Below are 18317 nucleotides of genomic sequence, written 5' to 3'. Positions count from 1 at the left end.
CGCTCCGCGCCAGCACCCCTGAACGTCCTCCCCGGAAAGGCAGTCATGACGACCACCGCACACCCGCCCGCACCGAGCACCGCACCGAGCACGGCACCGAGCACGGCACCGAGCACCGCGCCGAGCGCCGCACCGACGACCGCACGCGGCGACGCCGCGCGGCCGGGCGCGGGCCTCTGGGCGGAGCTGGACGACGCGTTCGCGCTCGCCGCCGACGGCACGACGGTCTCCAGCGCGGCCAAGGGGGCGGGGGCCCGGGGAACGGCGCGGTCGCGGCCGCTGCTCGTGTCGCGCCGGTACCTCGCCTACACGATCGCCGGCACGGACTTCGAGCGGCACACGTGCCTCGACGTCGTCGTCGGCGACGAGGTGGTGCGCTCGGACACGGGGCGCGGCACCGACCACCCGCGGCCGGCCACCTTCGACCTCGGGCCGTGGCTCGGCCGCGAGGTGCGGCTCGTCGTGCGCGACGGGTCCGGCGAGCAGGGGTGGGTCACCGTCGGCGACGTGGCGTTCACCGACCGCCCCGCGGGCGCGGCGCCGGCCGAGCTCTACCGCGAGGCCCTGCGGCCGGCGTTCCACTTCACCGCCCGGCAGTGGACGATGGACCGCCCGGACCCGGTCGAGCGCCAGGAGGGCTGGCTCAACGACCTCAACGGCCTCGTGGTGGTCGACGGCGAGTACCACCTGTTCGCCCAGCGGTGGAACAAGTGCTGGATCCACGCCGTGAGCACCGACCTCGTGCACTGGACGGAGCTGCCGCCGGCCTTCTTCGAGGAGGACCTCGGCGCCGGGGTGCAGTCCGGCACCTGCGTGGTCGACGTCGACAACACCTCCGGGCTCGGCACCGCCGACGGCGAGGCGCCGATGGTGGCGTTCTGGTCGGGCGCCGACAACCTCTCCCAGTGCGTCTCGTACAGCCTGGACCGCGGCCGCACCTGGACGCACTACGACGGCAACCCGATCATGCTCCGCGGCGAGCGCGACCCGATGGTCTTCCGGGACCACCGGCGCGACCGGTGGTGCATGGTGCTCTACGCCGAGCAGCGCTACGAGCTGCACGTCTCGGCGGACCTGCTGCGCTGGGAGCCGGTGGGCGACCTCGGCGAGGGCTTCGAGTGCCCGGACTTCTTCGAGCTGCCCCTCGAGGGCACCGACGAGACCCGCTGGGTGCTCGTCCGCGGCGACGGGCACTACTCGGTCGGGTCGTTCGACGGGACGTCGTTCGCCCCCGAGACGGACGAGCTCGTCGTCGACGGGAGCTTCAGCCTCTACGCCACGCAGAGCTGGGACGCCTCCACCGAGGGCGCGCCGCGCCGGGTCCAGGCCGCGTGGATGCGCGGCAGCGTGTTCCCGCGCATGCCGTTCAACCAGCAGGTCAGCGTCCCGTGCGACCTCACGCTGCGGCCCACCGCCCACGGCCCGCGCCTGCACCGCACGCCCGTGCCGGAGCTCGCCGCGCTGGAGCGCCGGCACCACGACGTGCCGGCGCGGACGCTGGCCCCGGGCGAGGCCTGGTCGGCGTCGTACGGCACCGGGGCGCTGCGCCTCCGGGCCGAGGTCGACGTGGCGGACGGCGGTCGCCTCGAGCTCGACCTGTGCGGCCGCCGGGTCGTCGTCGAGCGGGACCGGATCGTCGTCGACGGCGAGGAGCAGCCCACCCTCACCCCGGTCCGCCGGCTCGACGTCCTGCTGGACGTCGCGTCGATCGAGGTGTTCGCGAACGACGGCGAGGCGTCCCTGACCGTGTACGGGCTCGCGGGGCCGCCGACGCTGCGCGCCACCGCGCGCGGCGCGGACGTCGTCGTCGCCTCCGCCCAGGTCGCCGAGCTCGACCCGATCTGGCACTGACCGCACCACCCGCATGAACCGGCCGGCACCGCTGCCGCCCCGGAACGACCCGTTCGCACCGATGGAGGTGGGAAGGACATGCACCGCACGCCGCAGGTCACCAGGCGGCAGTTCACCCTGGGATCTCTCGCCGCGATCATGCTGCCGCTCGCGGGCTGCAGCCTGACGTCCGAGATCCCGCAGGATCTCCCGAGCTACGACCCGAAGGAGAAGTCGCCCCGCGGCTTCGTCGAACCGCCGTTCCTGCGGGAGCGGGTCGCGGCGGGCGAGCTGCCGCCGATCGACGAGCGCCTCCCCGAGGACTGCTTCGTCGTCGGGAGCGGCACCCTGCTGCAGCCCCGGTACGGGGAGTGGCGCGACGGCCGCTACGGCGGCACGATCCGCAACACCCCGACGTCCCCGACCGGGAACCTCAACCTCGCGACCGGCAGCACGATCCTGCGCTCGCCCAGCCAGACGACCGACCAGGCGATGCCGAACGTCGTCAGCGAGTTCCACGCCTCCGACGACATGCGGACCTTCGCCTTCACGCTGCGCAAGGGGCTGCGCTGGTCGGACGGCACCCCGGTCACCACCGAGGACGTGCGGTTCCTGTTCGAGGACCTCTACCGCCACCCGGACTCCAACACCCCGTTCCCCACCGACCTCTACACCCAGCGGGACACCCGGCTGGCCCCGGCCGAGCTGCGCGTCCTCGACGACCTGCGGTTCGAGCTCGGGTTCGAGGCCCCGTACGGCCAGTTCGTCGCGGCCCTGCACAGCTGGATCCCGACGGTCAGCATGCTCTTCGTCGCGTCGCACCACCTCAAGCGGTACCACGGCGACTACGCGGACCCCGCCGCGCTCCAGGAGGAGCTCGACGCCGCCGGAGCGTCGTCGTGGGGCGAGCTCATGACGATGAAGAACCTGCCGTCGTGGTCGTCGGGCGAGGCCGACGCGCTCGGCCTGCCGGTCCTCAACGCCTGGGTGCTCACCGAGGTCAAGGAGACGAGCCGCGTCTTCGAGCGCAACCCCTACTTCTGGCACGTCGACTCCAGCGGGCAGCAGCTGCCCTACGCGGACTCGGTCGTCAACTACATCGTGGTCGACGATGACGCCCTGCTGCGGGCCGTCATGGACGGGCAGGTGACGGTCGCCGCGGGGGACAACGTGACCCTCAACAACATGGCCGTGTACACGCAGAGCGGCGAGCACGCCGACACCCGCGTGTTCCTCACCCACTCGTTCAACTTCCCGCCGCTGCTCTTCCTCAACCACGACTTCCGGCACGACGCCCCGGACGACCCGTGGCAGCAGCTCGTGGCCGACCCGGACTCCCGGTTCGGGCGGGCGCTGTCGCTCGCCATCGACCCGGCGGCGATCAACAGCTCCGTCTACTTCGGCCTGCACGGCGAGCCGATGCTCAACAGCGCCGAGCACGACCCGGAGAAGGCGCGGACGATCCTCGACCAGGTCGGCATGGACAAGGTCGACGACAAGGGCTACCGCCTCGGGCCCGACGGCAAGGCCTTCACCTTCGCCATCACGTTCCCCACGATCGCCCTCGACTTCGCGCCCGTCGCGGAGCTGGTGCGGTCCCAGCTCGAGGACGTGGGGCTGCGCGTCACCATCAAGGGCGTCGACGACGGCCTGTTCGGCCAGCTCGTGTCGGACAACGCGGTGATGGCCTCCATCCACTGGAACGACGGCGCCGGCTGGTCCACGGGGATCTCCAACGACTACATGCCCAACGAGAAGGGCGCCTGGTCGCCCGAGACGTGGGCGTACGTGCAGTCGAAGGGCGACCAGGGGCGCAAGCCGCCGGCGTACATCCAGGAGTTCTACGACATCGCGAGCCGGCGCACCGAGCACCCGCCCGCGTCGCCCGCGGGCAAGGACGCGTACGAGCAGCTCATGGGCTGGCTCATGGACCACTACGCCTTCATCCCGACGACCGGCCTGCGGGTCAAGCCGAACGTGGCGAAGAACGGCATCGCGAACCTGCCCGGTGCCGGCGCCCCGTTCGAGCTCGACACCATCCTCAACCTGGAAGGGATCTGGTTCGAACGATGACGTCCACCGACTGCCCGCCGCCGCTGCCGACGGCGTCCCGCACCGCCCCCCGCGACCACGGGCGGTGGGTCACGTGCTGAGGTACGTCGGGCGGCGCCTGCTGCTCATGCTCCCGATGCTGGTGCTGATCTCGTTCCTGTCGTTCGTCATCATCCAGCTCCCGCCGGGCGACTACGTCGACACGTACGCGCGCAACCTCGCGAGCGAGGGCGGCTCCGTCAACGCCGACCAGCTCGCCGCGCTGCGCGCCCAGTACGGCCTCGACCAGCCGATGCTCGTCCAGTACCTCGTGTGGATGAAGAACATCCTGTTCCACTGGGACTTCGGCATGTCGTTCGCCTACAACCAGCCCGTCTCCGAGATCCTCGCGGAGCGGGTGCCGCGGACCATGCTCATCTCGCTGGTGTCCATCGCGCTGACCTGGGCCATCGCCGTGCCCGTGGGCATCTACTCGGCCGTCCGCAAGTACTCGGTCGGCGACTACGCCGTGACGTTCCTGAGCTTCGTCGGGCTCGCGGTGCCGGGCTTCCTCATCGCCCTCGTGCTGATGCTGCTGGTCTACGACCGGACCGGGTTCCTCATCACCGGGCTGTTCTCGCCCGCGTACCGCGAGGCGCCCTGGTCGGTCGACCGGCTGCTGGACCTGCTGCGCAACGTCTGGCTACCGCTCCTGGTGCTCACCATCGCGGGCATCGGCGGCATCGTCCGCGTGCTGCGCGCGTCGCTGCTCGACGAGCTCGGCAAGCAGTACGTCGTCACGGCCCGCGCCAAGGGCCTCACCGAGGGGCAGGTGCTGCGCCGCTACCCGCTGCGGCTCGCGATGAACCCGCTGCTCAGCACCATCGGCTGGATGCTGCCGGCCACCGTCGGCGGCGAGATCGTCGTGTCCAAGGTGCTCAACCTCCCGACCACCGGGCCGGTGCTGCTCGAGTCGATCCAGTCGCAGGACATGTACCTCACGGGGGCGATCGTGCTGCTCCTCAGCGCGCTCACGATCATCGGCACGGTCATCTCGGACGTGGCGCTCGCCGTCGCCGACCCGCGCATCCGCTACGAGAGGAGCCAGGCCGCATGACCGACCTCGAGACCGCCCGGGACGACGACGTCCGGGCCGACGAACGCCGCCGGGCGGCGTCCGCGCCCCCCGACGCGGGCGCCGGGTACACCGCACGGCGCGGCGCCGCGCTGCTGCGGCGCCACCGTGCCGCGCGCAGCGCCCGGGCCGACGCGAAGGCGGACCTCTACGAGGCGTCCCAGCGGACCCTCGTCCTGCGGCGCTTCCGCCGCCACCGGCTCGCGCACGTGAGCCTCTACCTGCTCGTCGCGCTGTACCTGTGCGCGATCTTCGCGGAGTTCGTCGCGCCCTACGACAAGCTGCACGGCTTCGAGGACCAGAAGTACGCCGCGCCGAGCCAGATCCACGTCGTCGACGAGGACGGCGGCTGGCACCTGCCGTTCGTGTACTCCTCGAGCACGGAGATCGACCAGGAGACGTTCACCTACCGGACCGTCGTCGACACGTCCGTCCGGCACCCCGTGGGGCTGTTCGTGCGCGGCGACGAGTACGAGCTGCTGGGCCTGATCCCCATGGACGTCCACCTGTTCGGCACCACGGACGGGCAGCCGGTGTTCCTCACGGGCGCCGACCACCTGGGCCGCGACTCGTTCTCCCGGATCATGGTGGGCTCCCGGATCTCCCTGCTCGTCGGCTTCGGCGGCGTGGTCGTGAGCTTCGTGCTCGGCCTGCTGATCGGCGGCCTGTCCGGCTACCTCGGCGGTCGGGTCGACGCGGTGTCCCAGCGGTTCATCGACCTCATCATCAGCATCCCGCTCATCCCGCTCTGGATGGCGTTGTCGGCGGCGGTGCCGCAGACGTGGTCCGGCGTGCAGACGTACCTCGCGATCACCCTGATCCTGTCGCTCGTGGGCTGGACCGGGCTGGCGCGCGTGGTGCGGGGGCGGATCATCGCGCTCCGCGAGGAGGACTACGTCACGGCGGCGCGGGTGTCGGCGATGCGGACCCCCGGCATCATCGGCCGGCACATGCTGCCGGCCCTCACCAGCTACCTCATCGTGCACATCACGATCGCGATCCCCGGGATGATCCTCGGCGAGACCACCCTCAGCTTCCTCGGTCTCGGGATCTCGGCACCGGACGTGTCCTGGGGGTCCCTGCTGCAGGGGGCCCAGGACGTGACGGTCGTGTCGAACTACCCGTGGCTCCTCGCCCCGGCGGTCGTCCTCGTGATCGCGGTGATCCTGTTCAACTTCGTCGGAGACGGGCTGAGAGATGCGTCTGACCCCTACCAGAACTGATCCGCGGCCCGGCGCGACCGGGACCGCCACGGCCGAGCGGCCGGACGACCCGCGGATGCGGGTCGAGGACCTGCGGACCTACTTCTTCACCGAGGAGGGGGTCGTCAAGGCGGTCGACGGCGTCTCCCTCGAGGTGCACGCCGGCGAGACGATCGGCGTCATCGGCGAGTCCGGCTGCGGCAAGAGCATCATGGCGCAGTCCCTCATGCGCCTCGTCCGGACCCCGGGCGAGATCGTGGACGGACGCGTGCTGCTGAGCCCCCGCGACGGGGAGCGCATCGACCTCCTCGCCGTCGAGCCCGACTCGCCGGTGCTGCGCCGCACGCGCGGCGCCGAGGTCGCCATGGTGTTCCAGGAGCCGATGACGAGCTTCTCGCCCGTGCACACGGTCGGCCGGCAGATCGTCGAGGCGATCCGCGTGCACGAGGACGTCTCGAAGGACGAGGCGACCGAACGCGTCGTCGACCTGCTCACCCGGGTCGGCATCTCCAACCCGCGGCAGCGCTTCGGGGAGTACCCGCACCAGATGTCGGGCGGGATGCGGCAGCGCGCGATGATCGCGATGGCGCTCGCCTGCTCGCCGTCCCTCATCGTCGCGGACGAGCCGACCACGGCGCTCGACGTCACGATCCAGGCGCAGATCCTGGAGCTGCTCGACTCGCTGCAGGCGGAGCGCGGCACCGCGATGATCCTCATCTCGCACAACATGGGTGTCATCGCCGAGCACGCGGACCGGCTCTACGTCATGTACCTCGGCCGCGTGGTCGAGAGCGGCACCACGGAGCAGGTCTTCGCCGACCCCCGGCACCCGTACACGCGCAAGCTGCTCGCCGCGGTGCCGCGCACCGACCGGAGGGTCGAGCGCCTCGAGACCATCGAGGGCTCCGTCCCGACGCCGATCGGCCTCGGCCGCCGGTGCGGCTTCGCGTCCCGGTGCACGGTCGCCATCGAGGGCCGCTGCGACACGGTCGTCCCCGGCCTGGACGAGGTCGAGCCGGGCCATCACGTGAGGTGTTTCCAGGTCAGCGACGCGGAGGAGCCCGACCATGCCTGGTCCGATGTCTGAGCCGACGACCGGTCCGGTCGCCGCCCCCGCCGCGCCGCCGGGCGCCGCCCCCGACGACCGGGTGCTCGCCGTCCGGTCCCTGCGCAAGGAGTTCCCCGTGACCTCCGGCCTGCTGCGCCGGGTGCGGGGCAGCCTGCGCGCCGTCGACGACGTGAGCTTCGACCTCGGGACGGGCGAGACGCTCGCGCTGGTGGGGGAGTCGGGCTCCGGCAAGACGACGCTGGGCCGCGCCGTCGTGCGGGCGATCGACCCGTCGTCGGGGGAGATCCTGCTGCGCACGGACGACGGGGACGTCGACCTCGCCCGGCTGGGCGGCCGCGCGCTGCGCGAGCGGCGCCGTGACTTCCACATGATCTTCCAGGACCCGTACTCGTCGCTCGACCCGCGGATGACGGTGCTGGAGGCGGTCCGCGAGCCGCTCGCGCAGCACGGCGTGGGCACGCCGGCGGACCGCCGGGACCGGGTGGTGGACGTCCTGGAGCGGGTCGGCCTGTCGGCGCGCCACCTGCACCGCTACCCGCACGCCTTCAGCGGCGGGCAGCGCCAGCGCATCGGCATCGCGCGCTCGCTGGTGTGCGGGCCGCGCTTCGTCGTCGCGGACGAGGCGGTGTCCGCCCTGGACGTCTCGGTGCAGGCGCAGATCCTCAACCTGCTCAAGGACCTCCAGGGCGACCTGGGCCTGTCGTACCTGTTCATCGCGCACGACCTGGCGGTGGTCCAGTTCCTGGCGCACCGCGTCGCGGTGATGTACGCGGGTCGGATCGTCGAGCTGGCGGACACCGACGCGCTGTTCGACCGGCCCGCCCACCCGTACACGGAGGCGCTGCTGTCCGCGATGCCCGTCCCGGAGCCGAACCAGTCGCGCGAGCGCATCGTGCTGTCGGGCGAGCCCGCGAACGCGGCGGCCCTGCCGAGCGGCTGCGTCTTCCACCCGCGGTGCCGCTACGCGGTGCCCGACTGCGCCGTGCGCGTGCCGGAGCTGCGCGTCCTGCCGTCGGGGCACCAGGTGGCGTGCCACCGCGCCGACGAGCTCGTGCTCCAGGGGACGGGGGCCGCATGACCGTCGACTGGGGCGCCCTGTACGCGCCTCCCGGCGGGCGGCGGAGCCGCTCGATCAACGCCGAGAACCCCACCGGTGAGCCGGGCCGGGCCGCGTCGGCGGCGTCCGCCCTCGGGCCGTCGCGCAAGGGCCGGCCCGCGATCGGGCTGGACGCCGGCGAGACGGCGACGCTCGCGGACGTCGCGGGGCCCGGCGTGATCCAGCACGTCTGGATGACCGTGCCCGAGGGCACGGACCACGGCCCGTTCGTGCTGCGCGACCTGGTGCTGCGCATCTGGTGGGACGACGAGGCCGACCCTGCCGTGGAGGTGCCGCTCGGCGACTTCTTCTGCAACGGGTTCGGCCGCCGGGCGCTCGTCACCTCCGCGGCGGTCGTCGTCGCGCCGACGGGCGGCATGAACTGCTACTTCGCCATGCCGTTCCACCGACGCGCCCGCATCGAGCTGACCAACGAGCACGCCGGCCCGGTCCACGGGATCTCCTACCAGGTCGACTACGTGCTCGACGACGACCTGGCGCCCGACGCCGGCCACTTCCACGCGCACTGGCGGCGCAGCAACGGCACCACGCAGGCCGGCGAGGACCACGTGATCCTCGACGGCGTCACGGGGGCCGGGCGGTACGTGGGCACGTACGTCGCGCTCACCGCGCTCGAGCGGTACTGGTGGGGCGAGGGCGAGGTGAAGTTCTACCTCGACGGCGACGACGCGCTGCCGACGCAGTGCAGCACCGGGCTCGAGGACTACGCCGGCGGCGCCTGGGCGTTCCAGGACGACCTGCGCACCGCACCCCCACCCCGGCCGGTCACGTTCAGCGCCCCGTACTGCGGCTACCCGTACTACTCCGACACGGACACGACCGGCGCGTCGCCCTTCCTGCAGGCCACGCCCCAGAGCCACGGAATGTACCGCTGGCACCTGCCCGACCCCGTGGTCTTCCACGACCGGATCCGGGTGACCCTGCAGCAGATCGGCGCCTGGGACCACGGCCACTTCGAACGCCGCGACGACGTCTCGACCGTCGCCTACTGGTACCAGGCGCCGGGTGCCCACGACGACCTGCCCGCCCTGCCCTCCCGAGAGGACCGCCGACCCCGATGACCGCGACCACCGAGCTGTTCCCCTACCCCGCGACGGACCACCGCGAGCCGCGTCGCGGCCGCTTCCACTTCAGCCCCCAGGCGGGCTGGATGAACGACCCGAACGGCCTGGTGCACTACCGGGGCACGTACCACCTGTACTTCCAGCACAACCCGCACTCGCGCGAGTGGGACACGATGCACTGGGGGCACGCCACCAGCCCGGATCTCGTGCACTGGACGCAGCAGCCGATCGCGCTGCACCCCGACGTGCACCCGGGGGCCCTGTTCTCCGGCGGCGGGGTCGTCGACCTGGCGAACACCTCGGGCCTCGCGACGGCGGAGCACGACCCGATCGTCGTCTTCACCGGCACGCAGGGCGTGCGCGGCATGGTCAGCCTGGACGGCGGGTACACGTTCGAGCCGCTCGACGGCGGGCGGGTGGTCGCCACGCCGCCCGGTGGCGAGAGCCGCGACCCCAAGGTGTTCCGCCACGAGGCCTCCGGGCAGTGGGTCATGGTCGTCTGGTCCGACGACGACGGGAACGGCGTGAACTTCTTCGGCTCGCGCGACCTGCGGGACTGGGCGTTCCTGAGCCGCTTCGCCGCCGACTGGATGTTCGAGTGCCCCGACGTCTCGGTCATGCCGCTCGACGGCGACCCCGACCGCCTGCGCCACGTGCTGATCTCCGCGAGCGGCGGGTACCTCGTCGGAGACTTCGACGGCCGGGAGTACGTCCCGGAGTCGGACGAGCCCCGCCACGTCACCCGCAACCCCGGCGTGGCCGGCTCCGACTACTACGCCGCGCAGACGTTCTCGAACGCGCCGGACGGCCGGGTCGTCTCGCTGGCGTGGCAGGGCGGCAACCGCGGGCCGACCTGGACGGGCAACATGTCCTTCCCCGTCGAGCAGCGCCTGGTGAGCTCCGCCGACGGCGTGCACGTGCACAGCGAGCCGGTCGCGGAGATCGCCCTGCTGCACCGCGAGACGCACACCGAGCACGACGTGGCCGTCACCCCGGACGGAGTGCCGCTCGGCGCCGACCCGTCCGCGCCCGACGCCGACGGGCTCGACGTCGAGGTCGTGGTCGACCGCGCGCGCTCGACCGCGCGCCGGCTGATCCTCGAGGCCGTGGCCCCGGGCGGCGCCGAGCCGATGGCCACCTACGACCTCGAGCAGCACGCCCTCGACGGGCACCCGCTCCCCGCCGCGGGTGCCGCCACCCTGCGCGTCCTCGTCGACCGCGACCAGCTCGCCCTCTTCGCGGCCGGCGGCCGGCACTACCTCGCCGTCAACCGAGGGCTGGACGACCCGGAACGTGCGGCCGAGCTGCGACTGCGCACCGACGGCGGCGACGCCGTGCTCGCGAGCCTGACGGTGCGTCGCCTCGACCCTGCGTGGCGCTGACCTGGCCCGGAGCTCCAAGGAAGCGGTAGGGGGGCGAGCACGCGGGATACGTGTGCTCGCCCCCGAGGTGCGCGGCCTCGGCGCGGCGCGGACGGCGTCAGGGGATCGGCACCGCCCGGTCGGGGCCCAGCCGCTTCATGACCAGCGTGGACGTGAGCCGCTGGACGCCGGGCAGCGAGCCGAGGGCGGTGTCGAAGAGCTCCTGGTAGGCGGCGAGGTCGCGGGTGAGCACGCGCAGCAGGTAGTCGGGCTCGCCGAAGAGTCGCTGCGCGTCGACGATGTTCGGCACCGCGGCGACGGCGGCCTCGAACCCGGCGACGGCGTCGACGTCCGTGCGTCGCATGGTGACGAACACGAGCGCCTCGAACCTCAGGCCCACGGCGTCCGGGGCGACGACGGCGCGGTAGTGCGCGATCGCGCCGGACGTCTCCAGCGCCCGCAGTCGACGGTGGCACGTGGACAGGCTCAGGCCGACCCGGCCGGCCAGGTCGGTGGTGCTCATGCGCCCGTCGTCCTGCAGGAGTGAAAGGATCTCCCGGTCGATCTGGTCCATGATCGAAATTCTCCCACGATCGGCGCCGATCGTGCCGAAAGTTCGAAGCACATTCCGCCCGATCCTGCCTAGCCTCTTCGCCAGTCGGAGGGGAGCGGTTGATGGACGTGTCGTCGGTGGTGCAGTTCTGGGTGGTGGCCGTGCTGCTCGCGCTCACGCCCGGCGCGGACTGGGCGTACGCGATCGCGGCCGGGCTGCGGGGCCGGTCGGTGGCGCCGTCGGTGCTGGGGATGGTCTGCGGCTACGTGGTGGTGGTCGGGGTCGTCGCGCTCGGCGTCGGCGCCGTCGTGACCCGGTACCCGGCGGTGCTGACCGTGCTCACCGTGGCGGGCGCCGCCTACCTCGTCCACCTCGGCGTGGTCACGCTGCGCAGCACGGTCGGCGGGCTGGACGCGAGCGAGCGGCCGGTCGGTGACCGGCCGCTGGCGCAGTTCCTGCGCGGCGCGGGCGTCAGCGGCATCAACCCCAAGGGGCTGCTCCTGCTGCTCGCGCTGCTGCCGCAGTTCACCTCGCCGACCGGGTGGCCGACGTCGGCGCAGATGCTCGTCCTCGGCGGCCTGCACGTGGCGAACGTCGCCGTGATCTACTCCGTCGTCGCCGTCCTGGCCCGCCGCGTGCTGAGCTCGCGGCCCCGAGCACGGGTCGTCGTCACGAAGGTCTCCGGCGTGGCGATGGTCGTGCTCGGGGCGGCGCTGCTCGTCGAGAAGCTGTGGCCCTGATGCGGCCCGGGCCCCCGTCTCCGGGCGGCCCGGGCGCAGGTGTCACAGGGTCGCGGCGTCGATGACGAACCGGTAGCGCACGTCGCTGGACAGCACGCGCTCGTAGGCGTCGTTGATCTGGTCGGCGCCGATGAGCTCGGTCTCCGGCGCGATGCCGTGCTCGGCGCAGAAGTCGAGCATCTCCTGGGTCTCGGCGATGGAGCCGATGCTGGAGCCGGCGAACGACCGGCGGTTGTTGAACAGCGAGAACACCTGGACGGGCAGCGGCTCCGGCGGGGCGCCGACGTTGACCATGGTGCCGTCGAGGCGCAGCAGCCGCAGGTACTGGTTCAGGTCGAGCGGCGCGCTGACGGTGTTGACGATGAGGTCGAACCGGTTCTTCAGCGCCTCGAACGTCGCGTCGTCCTCGGTCGCGTAGTAGCCGGTGGCGCCGAACGCGAGGCCGTCGTCCTTCTTCGAGAGCGTGCGCGAGAGCACGGTGACCTCGGCCCCCATGGCGGCGGCGATCTTCACGGCCATGTGGCCGAGGCCGCCCATGCCGACCACCGCGACGTGCTTGCCGGGGCCGGCGTTCCAGTGCGCGAGCGGGGAGTAGGTGGTGATGCCCGCGCACAGCAGGGGCGCGGCGGCCGCGTAGTCGATGGCGTCGGGCACGCGGAGGACGAAGTCCTCGTCGACGACCACGTGCGTCGAGTAGCCGCCCTGGGTGATGGTGCCGTCCCGGTCGGTGCTGGCGTACGTGCCGGTGTTGCCGTTGAGGCAGTAGTTCTCCAGGCCGGCGCGGCAGTTCTCGCACTCGCGGCACGAGTTCACCATGCAGCCCACGCCGACGCGGTCGCCCACGGCGTGCCGGGTGACGGCGGGGCCGACCTCGACGACCTCGCCGACGATCTCGTGGCCCACGACCTGCGGGTAGGTGATCGGGCCCCAGTCGCCGCGCACGGTGTGGATGTCGGAGTGGCAGATCCCCGCGTAGCGGATGGCGATCAGGACGTCCTTCGGGCCGACGTCGCGACGCTCGATGGTGGTGGGGACCAGGGGCTCGGTCGCGGACGGGGCGGCGTAGGCGTTCACGGTGCGCAAAGAGTTCTCCTTCGTCGGTGGTGCGGCGTCCACCGTACGTGTCGCACGCCGCGCCCGGGAGGTACTGCCAGGGCCTCCCGCCGCGTCCCTGTCAGCGGCGCAGCGCCCACCACTGGAGCAGCATGATGGTCTTGCCGTCGACGATGCGTCCGTCGCGGATCATCCCGAGCGCGTCGCCCAGCGGGAGCTCGACCGCCTCGATGTCCTCGCCCTCGGCGGCGACGCCCCCGCCCGCGCCGGTGCGGTCGCGCGGGGTGTAGGGCGCCGCGTAGAAGTGCACCTTCTCCGTGACGGAGCCGGGGCTCATGTACGCCGTGAAGACGTGCTCGACGGGGCCGACGGTGACGCCGAGCTCCTCGGCGACCTCCCGCCGGACGGCGGTCTCGGGGTCGTCGTCGTCCAGGAGGCCGGCGGCGGTCTCGATCAGCATCCCGTCGGGGTGGTCGTTGACGTAGGCGGGGTAGCGGAACTGGCGCGTGAGCAGCACGGTGGACCGGGCGTCGTCGTGCAGCAGGATCGTCGCGCCGTCCCCGCGGTCGTAGGTCTCGCGCTCCAACGTGCGCCAGGTGCCGTCGCGACGGCGGTGGTCGAGGGTGGTGCGGCGCAGCACGTGCCACCCGGACGAGGTGAGCTCGACGTCGCGGACGACGACGTCGGGGTTGCGGCGGAGCTCCCGTCCCGCCTGGTCGAGGCCGGTCCGGCCCCGGTGGTCCGGGACGTCGATGCCGGGACGCCCGCTCACCGGGCAACCTCGTCGAGCCGCGCGACCTCGTCGAGCCGCGCGACCTCGCCGAGCCGGGGGATCTCGGCGACGTCGCGGTAGACGGGCAGGCCGCGGCTCGTGGCGATGGCGACGTCCTGGTCGGCCCCGGCGGACGCGCCCGGCAGCCGCAGCACGGCGTCGCAGTGCTGGAGCAGGCGCTGGGCGGTGGGGTAGAGGACGTCGTCGGCGAGCGGGTCGTCCACGGTGGCGCCCGCGGAGCGCAGCACCGGCAGGGCCACCCACTCGCCGATCATCGGCACGTGGCCCGCGGCGAAGACGGGCCAGGCGGCCTCCTCGAGGCGCCGTAGGTTGGCCGCCGTCGCGGCGGGGTCGCCGTCGGTGCCGGAGCGGTAGGGGCCGGCGATGAGGATGAGCAACGGGCGGGGCGTGATCGTGGACGTCATGGCCGTAGACTAAGCACAAACGTGCACAACCAAGAAGAAACGAGAATGACCATGCTCGCTTCCGAGAGGCGTCACCACCTCCTGGAGACCCTCCGCCGCGACGGCAAGATCGCGGCCAAGACGGCCGCCGCGGAGCTCGGGCTCTCCGAGGACAGCATCCGGCGCGACCTGCGGGAGCTGGCTGCCGAGGGGCTCTGCCAGCGCGTCTACGGCGGCGCGCTGCCGGTGTCGCCGGCGATGGCGGACTACGGCGCGCGCCGGCACGTCGCGGTCGCGGGCAAGCAGAGGGTCGCCGCGGCCGCGGTGCGCCTGATCGCGCCCGGCAGTACCGTCATCCTCGACGGGGGGACGACGGCGCTCGCGGTCGCGGCCGCGCTGCCGCCCACGCTGTCGTGCACCGTGGTCACGCACAGCCCGACCGTCGCCGCGGCCCTGGTGGAGCACCCCGCCGCCGACGTGTTCATCCTCGGCGGCCGGCTGTTCAAGCACTCCGCCGTGGCGTGCGGGGCGGCCGCGGTCGAGGCGGCGCAACGCGTCACCGCGGACCTCTTCCTCCTCGGCGTCACGGGCATCCACCCCGACGCCGGCCTCACGACCGGTGACGGGGACGAGGCGGCGATGAAGCGCGTCCTCGCCGGCCGCGCCGCCGAGACCTACGTGCTCGGCTCGGCCGAGAAGGTCGGTGCGGCCTCCCCGTACGGCGTGATCGGGCTCGACGACGTCGCGGGTGTCGTCACCGACGCGGACCCGGGCTCCGACGTCATGCGCAGGCTCGGCGAGCAGGTCCGGATCGTCCCGGCCGGCGCCTGAGCCCTCGCCGCACGGCGCGGCCGGGGGCGGGACGCCTCAGCCGAGGGCCGCCGCCCAGAGCCCGTTGCTCGTGTAGAACGCGGCCACCTCGTCGAGGTCGACGGCGGGCACGTCCTCCGCCCCGACCGCCGCGGCCGCCCACCAGCCGGCGCCGGGCAGCCCGGCCGAGGCGTAGGCGCGCGTGCCCGGCTCCGGGTGCCGGTACGTGTCCCGAGGTCGCGCAAGGACCTCGCCGTGGGCCGGCTCCCACAGGCGGACCGACCCGTCGTGCTCCGCGCCGAGGACCACGGCGTCGAACCACCGCCACACGACGACGCCCGCCCCGTCGCCCGTCGTCGCGACCGCCGCGAGGTGGCCGGGGGAGACCCGCTCGGTCCGCGGACCCGGGACCGTCGCGGCGAACGGGACGGTGACCGGCGCGCCGTCGCGCCACACGTCGCAGTCGGCCTCGCGGACGCGCAGCACGCGTGCGACGTGGAGGTGGGGCGTCTCGTCGTCGGGCATGGGCGAGAGTCTTCCCCGGGACGGCGCTCGCGGTCGACGTGTTTCCCGGGCCGGGACGGACCTCGTCAGCGCCGCCGCAGCACCGCGGTGAGGCTCGCGCCGTACGCGTGCCGCGTGGTGGCACGGATCTCCGTGCCGCCGGGCACGCGCCGCACCCGGACGCCGTCGTCGGCCGCCTCGACGTCGAGGTGCCGGCCGCGGACCGTCAGGGTCACGGTGTCGCGCCCCGTCGTCGGGTCGGACAGCGCCACGGACGTGCGGCCGTCGCCGCCCTCGCGCACGAGCACGGACGCCGGGCCGTCGATCGTCAGGTTCCGCACGTGGGCGCGGCCGGAGAACACGGTCGCGGCGACGAGCCCGAGGCCGGAGTGGCGCACGGCCTGCACGCGCTCGTCGTTGGCGAGCACGGCGATCGGGCCGCCGCGCCCGTAGGCGGCGAGGTGCTGCGCGGTCGCGCCGGGGACGATCGCGTAGGCGAGGGCGGAGCGGCGTCGGCCGTGCTCGACGGCGGCGGTGAACACCCGCTTCGTCGCCGCGGTGTCGGGGTTGGTCGTGCGGACCACGCGGCGGCTGCGCGTCACGTCCTCGAGGGTCACGGTGACGGGCTCGGCGTCGAGCAGCGCGTACCCCACGGCCACGCCCTGGCCCGGGTTGTCCCAGCGGAGCCAGTCGAGCCGCGCCGGGCGCCCGTCCGGCGTCCACGGGCGGCCGTCGCGACGGCGGCCCGTCACGACGACGCCGTCGCCGGGCGCGGCGATGCGCGAGTCGAGCGTCGTGACGACGTCGCGGCCGTGCTCGTCGTGGATGCCCGCGGCGAGGACGACGACCTCGTCGTCGAGCAGGAACCACGACTTCACCGCGCGGGCGTTCGCGTAGACGACGAAGTCGTCGGGCAGGACGCCGGCCTGCGCGTCGACGTAGGGCACGTCGTCGGAGAGGACCATGCCCGCCGCGCCGTACGTGCCGAGCGTCGCGCCGCCGGAGAACGCGTTCGTGCTGCGCGGGAAGTAGACGTAGGTGTTCTGCGACTCCGACGACGAGGTGAAGCCCAGCGGGTGGCCGGGGTTGTCGTACCAGAGCTGCCCGTACAGCTCGGGGACGGTGCGCCGCTCCTCGACCGGCACGGTGGTGCCCGGCAGGCGGTACGGCGAGACCGTCGTGTAGAAGTCGACGCCGAACGCCTGCGTGTGGTCCTGGCCCGCGAGGTAGAGGGAGAAGGCGCCGTCGCCCTGGAACCACGACAGCAGGTTCTCGCCGCTCATGTACTCGTACCTGCTGATCCGCTCCGAGCTGCGCGCCAGCGCGAACGTGAACCCGGGGCGCCGGTGCACGGTGCGGTCCATCGCGTTGAAGGCCACCGAGCGCTCGGGCGGGTTGAGGTCCGCCGCGGGTGCGCCGGCGTCCGCGACGAGGTCGGCGTAGCGCACGGCGCTCACGGGCGAGACGAACCGCGAGGGGTCGGGCGGCGTCGGCGACGCCGTCGCCAGGTGGCGGACGTATGCGCCGAGGGCGGCCGCGTGTGCGCCGCTCGTGTAGTCGGCGAGGTCGACGGCGGCCTCGAGCACGGTGGCGGTGTCCGCGTACCCGGTGCCGGTGCGCGACACCGCGCGGCCCTTGACGATCTCCATCATCCAGCCGTCGACGATCACGGGCGCGAACCCGTCGCGGACCCAGCCGTGCACGACGTCGGCCAGCTCCGTGCCGGGGGCGGCGGCCGTGCCGTCGAGCAGCTTGATCGTCTGCACGACGCGGGTCAGCAGCGTGCGCCCGTACGAGCCCGTGTACGCCACCGAGTCGTGCTGGATGAACGAGCCGTCGGCGTAGTAGCCGTCGGTGTTGCCGTGCCGGATGTCGTACGGGTCGATGGTCGCGAACACGGTGGACTGGTCGGCGATCGCCTTGGCCACGCGGGCGTCGTCGCCGGTGAGCGCACCCTGCAGCACGCGGTTGGTCGTGATGTCGGCGAGGTTGGCGCCCGTGTGGAAGCGGGAGTCGAGGTCGACGTCGCCGTCCTTCCCGTGGCGCAGGTACGCGTCCACGGACGCGACGTACGTGGGCAGGAGGCTCGGCCGCTCGGCCGCGACCAGGTCGGCCAGGAGGGCGAACGTCTTGCTGACGCTCGCGGGGATGCCGATCTCCCAGGTGAACCAGTTGCCGTAGTAGCCGGCGGCCTGGTCGCCGTAGTAGCGCGCATGGAGCCACTCGAGCCCGTCGAGCACGCGCCGCTGCACGGCGGTGTCGCCCACGAGGTCGGACGCGTAGGCCGGGGTGCAGGTCGCCAGCGCGATCTCGTACAGCTTGACGAACGAGGTGTTGAGGTTCGGGTCGCTGGTGCCGAGCGGCACGCCGGCGAACAGCTCGCCCGCCCCGGCGGCGTCGAGGGCGGCGAGGTCCGCGCGCGCCGTCGTGTGGATCGCCCGGAGCCTCGTCGCGGCCTCGGGCCGCGCGTTCGACGCCGCCGTGCCCGCGAAGATCCCGCGGGCGTTCGCCAGCAGGCGCGCGTGGTCGGACGGCGAGTCCGCGCGGGCGCGCAGCGGCGCCGCGATCGCGAGGAAGGCGCCCGCGGGCACGATGGCGAGGACCTGACGACGGGACGGCTGCGGCATGGCGAACTCCCTTGTCCGACGGGTGGCAACGCGTGACGTTGGCAA

Annotated in this window: 16 protein-coding genes; 10 read left to right on the top strand and 6 right to left on the bottom strand. The window is 73.1% G+C overall.

Annotated features, from left to right (window positions below; all coding sequences use genetic code 11):
• Positions 1-45: 45 nt before the first annotated feature.
• The 8 genes from ACFU5J_RS14855 to ACFU5J_RS14820 all read left to right on the top strand — a co-directional run bounded on the left by ACFU5J_RS14855 (position 46) and on the right by ACFU5J_RS14820 (position 10830).
• Positions 46-1851, top strand: a complete 1806-nt coding sequence (locus ACFU5J_RS14855; protein ID WP_430579228.1) for a hypothetical protein — start codon at positions 46-48, stop codon at positions 1849-1851.
• A 78-nt stretch (positions 1852-1929) separates the two neighbouring features.
• The gene (locus ACFU5J_RS14850) at positions 1930-3903 is read left to right on the top strand and encodes an ABC transporter substrate-binding protein (protein ID WP_430579227.1); all 1974 of its coding nucleotides are present in this window, start codon (positions 1930-1932) and stop codon (positions 3901-3903) included.
• Between the two features lie 73 nt (positions 3904-3976).
• Complete coding sequence (locus ACFU5J_RS14845) at positions 3977-4978, top strand: ABC transporter permease (RefSeq protein WP_430576339.1); 1002 nt, start codon at positions 3977-3979, stop codon at positions 4976-4978.
• Positions 4975-6219, top strand: a complete 1245-nt coding sequence (locus ACFU5J_RS14840) for an ABC transporter permease (protein ID WP_430579226.1) — start codon at positions 4975-4977, stop codon at positions 6217-6219. The genes ACFU5J_RS14845 and ACFU5J_RS14840 overlap by 4 nt, the downstream gene beginning before the upstream one ends.
• Positions 6194-7285 (top strand): ABC transporter ATP-binding protein, encoded by a 1092-nt coding sequence (locus tag ACFU5J_RS14835; protein WP_430579225.1) that lies wholly within the window; start codon positions 6194-6196, stop codon positions 7283-7285. Before ACFU5J_RS14840 ends, ACFU5J_RS14835 begins: the two co-directional genes overlap by 26 nt.
• A complete protein-coding gene (locus ACFU5J_RS14830; RefSeq protein WP_430576336.1) occupies positions 7278-8345 on the top strand; it encodes an ABC transporter ATP-binding protein in 1068 nt (355 codons plus the stop codon). The genes ACFU5J_RS14835 and ACFU5J_RS14830 overlap by 8 nt, the downstream gene beginning before the upstream one ends.
• Positions 8342-9445: a glycoside hydrolase family 172 protein gene (locus ACFU5J_RS14825; protein ID WP_430579224.1), complete on the top strand. Its 1104-nt coding sequence runs from the start codon at positions 8342-8344 to the stop codon at positions 9443-9445. The genes ACFU5J_RS14830 and ACFU5J_RS14825 overlap by 4 nt, the downstream gene beginning before the upstream one ends.
• Positions 9442-10830 carry a glycoside hydrolase family 32 protein gene (locus ACFU5J_RS14820; protein ID WP_430579223.1) on the top strand — a complete coding sequence of 463 codons (1389 nt, stop codon included), beginning with the start codon at positions 9442-9444 and terminating at the stop codon, positions 10828-10830. The genes ACFU5J_RS14825 and ACFU5J_RS14820 overlap by 4 nt, the downstream gene beginning before the upstream one ends.
• Positions 10831-10927: 97 nt before the next feature.
• Here ACFU5J_RS14820 and ACFU5J_RS14815 read toward each other — a convergent pair whose 3' ends face one another.
• Positions 10928-11383 carry an Lrp/AsnC family transcriptional regulator gene (locus ACFU5J_RS14815; protein WP_430576333.1) on the bottom strand — a complete coding sequence of 152 codons (456 nt, stop codon included), beginning with the start codon at positions 11381-11383 and terminating at the stop codon, positions 10928-10930.
• A gap of 101 nt (positions 11384-11484) precedes the next feature.
• Here ACFU5J_RS14815 and ACFU5J_RS14810 point away from each other — a divergent pair, with 101 nt between their 5' ends.
• A complete protein-coding gene (locus tag ACFU5J_RS14810) occupies positions 11485-12102 on the top strand; it encodes a LysE family translocator (RefSeq protein WP_430579222.1) in 618 nt (205 codons plus the stop codon).
• A 42-nt stretch (positions 12103-12144) separates the two neighbouring features.
• On the opposite strand, the gene ACFU5J_RS14805 is transcribed toward ACFU5J_RS14810, so the two are convergent.
• The 3 genes from ACFU5J_RS14805 to ACFU5J_RS14795 form a co-directional block, all read right to left on the bottom strand.
• The gene (locus ACFU5J_RS14805; RefSeq protein ID WP_430579221.1) at positions 12145-13185 is read right to left on the bottom strand and encodes an NAD(P)-dependent alcohol dehydrogenase; all 1041 of its coding nucleotides are present in this window, start codon (positions 13183-13185) and stop codon (positions 12145-12147) included.
• Positions 13186-13276: 91 nt separating this feature from the next.
• Entirely contained in the window at positions 13277-13927 is a 651-nt protein-coding gene (locus ACFU5J_RS14800; RefSeq protein WP_430579220.1) for an NUDIX domain-containing protein, read from the bottom strand.
• Positions 13924-14352 (bottom strand): DUF4406 domain-containing protein, encoded by a 429-nt coding sequence (locus ACFU5J_RS14795; RefSeq protein ID WP_430576329.1) that lies wholly within the window; start codon positions 14350-14352, stop codon positions 13924-13926. The genes ACFU5J_RS14800 and ACFU5J_RS14795 overlap by 4 nt, the downstream gene beginning before the upstream one ends.
• 45 nt (positions 14353-14397) lie before the next feature.
• On the opposite strand from ACFU5J_RS14795, the gene ACFU5J_RS14790 reads away from it, so the two are divergent.
• A complete protein-coding gene (locus ACFU5J_RS14790; protein WP_430579219.1) occupies positions 14398-15162 on the top strand; it encodes a DeoR/GlpR family DNA-binding transcription regulator in 765 nt (254 codons plus the stop codon).
• Positions 15163-15198: 36 nt separating this feature from the next.
• Here ACFU5J_RS14790 and ACFU5J_RS14785 read toward each other — a convergent pair whose 3' ends face one another.
• Positions 15199-15666 (bottom strand): hypothetical protein, encoded by a 468-nt coding sequence (locus ACFU5J_RS14785; protein WP_430576327.1) that lies wholly within the window; start codon positions 15664-15666, stop codon positions 15199-15201.
• Between the two features lie 65 nt (positions 15667-15731).
• Positions 15732-18272, bottom strand: a complete 2541-nt coding sequence (locus ACFU5J_RS14780) for a polysaccharide lyase family 8 super-sandwich domain-containing protein (protein ID WP_430579218.1) — start codon at positions 18270-18272, stop codon at positions 15732-15734.
• Positions 18273-18317: the final 45 nt, after the last annotated feature.

It is taken from the genome of Isoptericola sp. NPDC057559, from assembly GCF_042801555.1.
GTDB lineage: Bacteria > Actinomycetota > Actinomycetes > Actinomycetales > Cellulomonadaceae > Isoptericola.
The sequence above is the reverse complement of the archived record's forward strand: the minus strand, read 5'-3'. Positions and strand labels throughout refer to the sequence as shown.

What these genes read in the sequence shown, in the direction of transcription:
- ACFU5J_RS14855 (WP_430579228.1), top strand. Translation starts at nt 46, where the DNA reads ATGACGACCACCGCACACCCGCCCGCACCGAGCACCGCACCGAGCACG.
- ACFU5J_RS14850 (WP_430579227.1), top strand. Translation starts at nt 1,930, where the DNA reads ATGCACCGCACGCCGCAGGTCACCAGGCGGCAGTTCACCCTGGGATCT.
- ACFU5J_RS14840 (WP_430579226.1), top strand. Translation starts at nt 4,975, where the DNA reads ATGACCGACCTCGAGACCGCCCGGGACGACGACGTCCGGGCCGACGAA.
- ACFU5J_RS14835 (WP_430579225.1), top strand. Translation starts at nt 6,194, where the DNA reads ATGCGTCTGACCCCTACCAGAACTGATCCGCGGCCCGGCGCGACCGGG.
- ACFU5J_RS14830 (WP_430576336.1), top strand. Translation starts at nt 7,278, where the DNA reads ATGTCTGAGCCGACGACCGGTCCGGTCGCCGCCCCCGCCGCGCCGCCG.
- ACFU5J_RS14825 (WP_430579224.1), top strand. Translation starts at nt 8,342, where the DNA reads ATGACCGTCGACTGGGGCGCCCTGTACGCGCCTCCCGGCGGGCGGCGG.
- ACFU5J_RS14820 (WP_430579223.1), top strand. Translation starts at nt 9,442, where the DNA reads ATGACCGCGACCACCGAGCTGTTCCCCTACCCCGCGACGGACCACCGC.
- ACFU5J_RS14815 (WP_430576333.1), bottom strand. Translation starts at nt 11,383, where the DNA reads ATGGACCAGATCGACCGGGAGATCCTTTCACTCCTGCAGGACGACGGG.
- ACFU5J_RS14810 (WP_430579222.1), top strand. Translation starts at nt 11,485, where the DNA reads ATGGACGTGTCGTCGGTGGTGCAGTTCTGGGTGGTGGCCGTGCTGCTC.
- ACFU5J_RS14795 (WP_430576329.1), bottom strand. Translation starts at nt 14,352, where the DNA reads ATGACGTCCACGATCACGCCCCGCCCGTTGCTCATCCTCATCGCCGGC.
- ACFU5J_RS14790 (WP_430579219.1), top strand. Translation starts at nt 14,398, where the DNA reads ATGACCATGCTCGCTTCCGAGAGGCGTCACCACCTCCTGGAGACCCTC.
- ACFU5J_RS14785 (WP_430576327.1), bottom strand. Translation starts at nt 15,666, where the DNA reads ATGCCCGACGACGAGACGCCCCACCTCCACGTCGCACGCGTGCTGCGC.
- ACFU5J_RS14780 (WP_430579218.1), bottom strand. Translation starts at nt 18,272, where the DNA reads ATGCCGCAGCCGTCCCGTCGTCAGGTCCTCGCCATCGTGCCCGCGGGC.